Below are 3,322 nucleotides of genomic sequence, written 5' to 3'. Positions count from 1 at the left end.
AGTCGATCAACAGCACTGCATAGCCGGCCGCATGCAGGAATCGGGCGCGATTGACCATGGCGCGCCGATCTGCACGAACGCCATGTAGCAGTAGAACAGCACCCTGCCCCTTGGTGCCGGCAACAAACCAAGCATGAATCGGATTCCCGGCGGCATCGAGGAAAATGATCGCTTGCGCGGGAAGATCAGGAGGCGGCGCTCCGACAAAACTTTGGACCGGACTGATGAGCGACAAACCAGCAGTCCATAATCCGATGAACCCAAGTGATGCCATCAGCGACGTAAGCAAAAGCCAGTTCAAGATTCGTCTATTACGCATCGTCCATGCCCTTGAATATTGCCTTCGCCTTCGTCTTTCTGTGCTCTACGCCGGTCAAGAACTTTGGTGTGGCCTAGATGACATCGGTGGCGGCCGCTCCCGCATTTGCCGTGCGCGCCGTGCTGCGTTGCGCGTAGCGGCGTCGCAGTTGCCGATTAAGTGGATTGCCAAGGAAGCGCGCGGCTGCCGAGGCTACCAGCGCGGACAGGGTGAAGAATAGCGCGAACATGGGCAATTTGAGTTCCATCGTCATGGACGCCTTCGGCATGAGCTCCACCATGATGCCCAACACCACGATATGGAACAGGTACAGTTCATAGCTGTGTGATCCCAGCCAGGCCAGCGGCCCGCCCAGCCGGCGCGCGAATGTACTCGCCTGAAGTCCGTATACGGCCATGAGAAAGATGGCGGTGAAGATGCCAAGCCAGCTTGCGCCAAGCGCCTCGTTACCCGGAATGCCGAGCATGTAAATCCACGCGGTGGCAATCAGGGCCGCCACGGCGACCAGCGCGCGCAGCGACGCTTTCCATTGCAAGCTACGGCTGACCACTGCCGCGACACATCCATAAGTCAACATATCAACGCAGGCCAGGTTGCCGTACATGAAAAACAACTCGTTATCTTTATGTATTTGGCGGTAGACAGGGGCCACGACCATGCAGATCCCGGCCAGGCACAACAGCTGCCAGCGACGACGGAGCACGAGCAACACCAGCGGAAAAAGCAGATAGAACACCTCTTCCACTGACAACGACCAATAGATGTTCATGGCATAGTTGAAATAACCGATCGTTTCCATCAAGACGTTGTGCCAAAAGGTAAGCACCGAAAGATCGGCGATGACGAAGAAAGCATCGCCTAGCGGGGTCTTGTGGGAGATGTTGGAGAACTTCGAAAGTCCAGCCAACCCCAATGTGCTGATGATGATCAAGGCCACCACTACCAACGGATAAAGTCTGAACAGGCGAAGCTTGTAAAAGTGCACCACATCAATCCCAGACAACGATTGGTAGCGAGCGATGATGTTGGAGGTGATAAGAAACCCCGAAATCACGAAAAACATCGACACACCGTAGTTGCCGTTATAAAAAATCGCATGCAATGTCGGCGCGGGAATCCACCGCTGCAGCGGACTGGATACCAGCCGGTAAGACAACGTGTAATGCAACAGCATCACCAGCAGGATGGATATGCCGCGCAACATGTCCACATAAAGATTGCGCCCATCGGGCGCGCTGATCGTCGTTGCTTGCTTGCTCATGGTGGTCGATATCGATTATGCGGAAAGGTCCAACATCCAAAGAAAGGGAAATCCAAAGCCTGTAAAGCGACCCATTCTGCAGAATATACCGACCCCAGTAGCGCCTCGCTGCAAGATCCGGTCCGCATCGACGTCAGGAACACCTCTGAAAAGCATCGTTGTTGGGCTCAACCAGACTCATGAGGTGCCCGATACTCGACGCCTACGCGGCGCAATTCATTGACATAGGATAGGTAGGCCACAGCGGTTTGCACGGAGACGCCGAACCGCGCCAGAAAGCCGACAGCTGCAAATATCAAGCAAACTCGCGCGCATCGCGCGACGAAAACAGGCCCCCGCCACGTTGGACGATCATCGCTTGCCGCCGTGGTTATTTGAACCGCTCATTGTCAAAAGCTTCCGATAGATGTGGGCCGGCGAGAATCGCGGCCCCGCCCTGACCTCGATAATAGTGCACCCGCCGCGGATACGGACAATGACGGTCGATCTATAACGCTCAGCAGAAGTCCGTATCCCCCGCCTTGGCTTGCCGCGCGCTTTTGCGTTCCCGCCACGCAGGTGCCGACACGAGCGACGCCAGCCACTTTGCCATGTAGCTCGCGCCATGGCATGCCGCAACACCGCGCACGGCCAGTCCCTCGGCTTTCCCGCCGCGTTTACCTCGAAGCCGGCCGTAATGCCCAGACGGGCACCCGGCAGTGTCGCGTTTCCTTCAGCGTACTTTGCCAAACCCGCGAAATTGCCGGAATGCAGCCCTGAAATAATCGCCGTCGGCATAGGTCGCAGAAGCGGCAGCATCGGCGCGCGCGAGCGCCGGAAGTGCTGTCCACGGCAGCGTTGGATGCTGGTGATGCAATCGGTGAAGATGATGATTCATCAACACGGGTCGCCAGAACGCAGGCACGCGAAAGTTGCGAGCCCGCCCCTGCTCGTCGAGCGTCACATCGTAGTGCGGCAGATTATCCGCCAGTGACAGCCACAATCCGCGCAGAAACATCTTTACGGCAAGCACAGGCCACCACGCCCCATAGATATAAAATGCGCAGCCATGGAGCAGGACCGACAGGATCCAGTCGCGCCGCATGCGAATGCGCCGTTCCCGATTTTTTGCAAAACCCACAAACAGGCGCTGGACATCCCGGTCTATCGGCTCTTCGCTGCGAAGCTTATGCGCGACAAGTCGGCACACCCAGGTGACCGGCAGAAATGTCAGCAACGGCATGGCAAGTTCCGCCAGATACAGGCCACCCAACAAATGCGCGTAATAGCGGATGCGCGCAAGCAGGTGATGCGTCACGCCATCATGCACGTCCGGCCGATCATAGGGTTCGCGCGTAAAGCGGTGATGCATCAAGTGACCGAAGCGCACGGCGTCGAACGGCAACGCGAAGGCGATGGCCAATGCCCGCCCAAGCCATTCGTTGAGCCACCGTTGGGGCAACAACTGCCCATGAATCGATTCATGGACCAGCCCCCAATGCGTCGGAGCCAGCACTACGAGCGGCAGCGCGACCCACAGCGCGAGTGCGCCCCATTGCCGCAACAAGAATGGCCATGCGAAGAGCTGCACCAGCACGGCCGTCGCGACAAGACCAAGGAGCGCCAAATTGGCGCGATGGTCGATGGGAGCACGCCGAGACGTCCGCCGCGTTGCCGCTGTCTGGCTATCATCCAGCCCTGCTGCCTGTAGGCCCATCTTTTTCCCTTAAGTACAGACTGGCTGCATAAGCTAGCAGCGCCTT

The 3,322-nt window shown here is 57.8% G+C and carries 3 protein-coding genes; all 3 read right to left on the bottom strand.

Going from position 1 to position 3,322, the window contains the following annotated elements; all coding sequences use genetic code 11:
- Window positions 1–301: hypothetical protein (locus tag VMA74_RS16420; protein ID WP_325368888.1), on the bottom strand; the 301-nt coding region annotated here is incomplete at its 3' end.
- 91 nt (window positions 302–392) lie between these two features.
- The gene (locus tag VMA74_RS16415; RefSeq protein ID WP_325368886.1) at window positions 393–1,580 is read right to left on the bottom strand and encodes an acyltransferase; all 1,188 of its coding nucleotides are present in this window, start codon (window positions 1,578–1,580) and stop codon (window positions 393–395) included.
- Window positions 1,581–2,292: 712 nt separating this feature from the next.
- On the bottom strand, window positions 2,293–3,276 hold the full coding sequence (locus VMA74_RS16410; protein ID WP_325368884.1) for a fatty acid desaturase family protein: 984 nt from the start codon (window positions 3,274–3,276) through the stop codon (window positions 2,293–2,295).
- Between the last annotated feature and the right edge of the window lie 46 nt (window positions 3,277–3,322).

Origin of the sequence: Dyella sp., assembly GCF_035508675.1 — a bacterium.
Taxonomy (GTDB): Bacteria; Pseudomonadota; Gammaproteobacteria; order Xanthomonadales; family Rhodanobacteraceae; genus Dyella_B.
The sequence above is the reverse complement of the archived record's forward strand: the minus strand, read 5'-3'. Positions and strand labels throughout refer to the sequence as shown.